General features: G+C 38.6%; 2 protein-coding genes. Both read right to left on the reverse strand.

What is annotated here, in order from left to right:
* Positions 1-232: 232 nt before the first annotated feature.
* On the reverse strand, positions 233-1,027 hold the full coding sequence (locus L4D09_RS28700; protein ID WP_428460943.1) for a YwqG family protein: 795 nt from the start codon (positions 1,025-1,027) through the stop codon (positions 233-235).
* A 105-nt stretch (positions 1,028-1,132) separates the two neighbouring features.
* Positions 1,133-1,468 carry a hypothetical protein gene (locus tag L4D09_RS28705; protein ID WP_428460944.1) on the reverse strand — a complete coding sequence of 112 codons (336 nt, stop codon included), beginning with the start codon at positions 1,466-1,468 and terminating at the stop codon, positions 1,133-1,135.
* Positions 1,469-1,845: the final 377 nt, after the last annotated feature.

The following is a 1,845-nucleotide window of genomic DNA, read 5'->3' on the forward strand; positions in this document are numbered from 1 at the left end:
TCTCGTTATACAGAAAAGCGTTCAGGTATATCGCCTGAGAAGACAGACTTCGTAGCTGCTAAGCACGACCCGACATTGATAACGCGAACACTACGTTGCCTGTGCACGTCAGCGCCATAACGCCTGCAATAAGGTGTGCCCCGCTGAACCAGCAAAGCGCACCTAGCTTCAAACCAAAACCGCCGAGTGTAACGCATCACCTTGATTGCTTTGTTATGCCAAAACGCAATTACTAACAGCAATCCCAATAAAAATATGCACGCTCAAGATTACCTGTTTTCAAGTCGTCTGGATGAATAAATATATGCCCAACACCACTATCACCAAACATGATGAAATCATCAACATCTATCTGAAGCAGTTGTATATCATTCATTTGTTTTTGATCATAATCTCGCGGATCACTTTGGGTGAAATCAGCATATCCTCCGATTTTATGCCCTGTGCATGAGAAATAATTATCGAATTCTTGCTTTTCACTTTCGCTTAAACCGTCCTCAAAATCCCAGTAATCTTTGGAACCAAACATAAACGAAAATTGAGAGTCCTCACTACAACCGGTATCTATAGCTTTCTTGAAGCTCAAGTCATGAATCTTGTTGATTGGAAGTTCTTCATATAATTCGCAATCAATGAAAGAAAAATCCGAGATAGACTGCTTTCGTAAGTCTTCACTACTGTGATATATGATTTTTTCCGCCCCCATATCCCACCAATCATCAACTGGAAAGTAAAGCTGCAATAGCCCGCTTGACGGAAATCCTGCTAATTCAGGTATCTCAGCAAAATTTATTTGAGCAATTAAGACCATTGGCTTTCCATTTTCATCTTTAGGATATTCAGAATCAGATGGAAAAAAAGGAAAACCAAGAAATTTACTTTTTGTTACCTCTAAATAATCATCGGATAGCTCGCAATCCAAAGGCTTTGCTTTTATCGAAACATAGTCACGTTGTAAGTTTTCCAAGTCTTTTTCAAATTCTTTTAGCACTGAGGGAACACTAACTTTCTGTTTATCAAATTTCATTACTATTGTCCTTAATGGAAAAGGCATAACGCCTGCAATAAGGTGCCCCACGCTAAACCAACAAAGCACACCAGACTCAATACCAAAACCGCCGAATGTAACGGGTCACCTTGATTGCCTTGTTATGGCGACGCTGACGTTTTCAGCATTACTTATTTTTTCTGAAAATACTAAAGAAAAACCAATCAACTGATTTAATTGATAAAATATACCAGATATTGGATTTGATTTAGTGTGCTCCTCAATGGCATAGAGGTAATTTGATTTATATTTTTCTACTGCCTCAGACTCAGTTTCTGCGTAAATGTAATCATCTTCGATCTCAAACCCCTGCACTAACAATTGTTCTTTTTCTCGTAGAAACGAATCAGAATCTGAATTTAAGAAAGTAAACTCCTTACGGTTTGTATTAGGCTTACAAAAAAACTGATATTTACTCATGACATTTCTCCATTATCCATAATATAAAACGGTTAAGGTAATAAAATAATTTTTACGTTTATGGATTTATACGGAGAGTTAATAATAATGACTGAGTCCCATTAATTTCATGCCAATAACAACCTCAAAACGCCAATCGGGCGATTGCGGGCAGCAACCACAAATTCTCTTTTCATTGAAAACTGCCAACACCATAACAGGATTGGAAAACTACTATGAGATAGAAAGAAAGCACGACTCGATGACCATAAAGCGATCACCACGTTGCCTGTGCGCTCTTGCGCCATAACGCCCTTGTGAAGTTGCCCGCCCCTAAACCCAAACAGTACACCGTAACCACAAAGCTAATTCATACTAAAAATGCCACGTGTAAAGGG

Source organism: Photobacterium makurazakiensis (assembly GCF_050336715.1).
Taxonomy (GTDB): Bacteria; Pseudomonadota; Gammaproteobacteria; order Enterobacterales; family Vibrionaceae; genus Photobacterium; species Photobacterium makurazakiensis.

Excerpts from the sequence above, each read along its gene's own strand:
- L4D09_RS28700 (WP_428460943.1), bottom strand. The coding sequence starts at position 1,027 with ATGAAATTTGATAAACAGAAAGTTAGTGTTCCCTCAGTGCTAAAAGAA.
- L4D09_RS28705 (WP_428460944.1), bottom strand. The coding sequence starts at position 1,468 with ATGAGTAAATATCAGTTTTTTTGTAAGCCTAATACAAACCGTAAGGAG.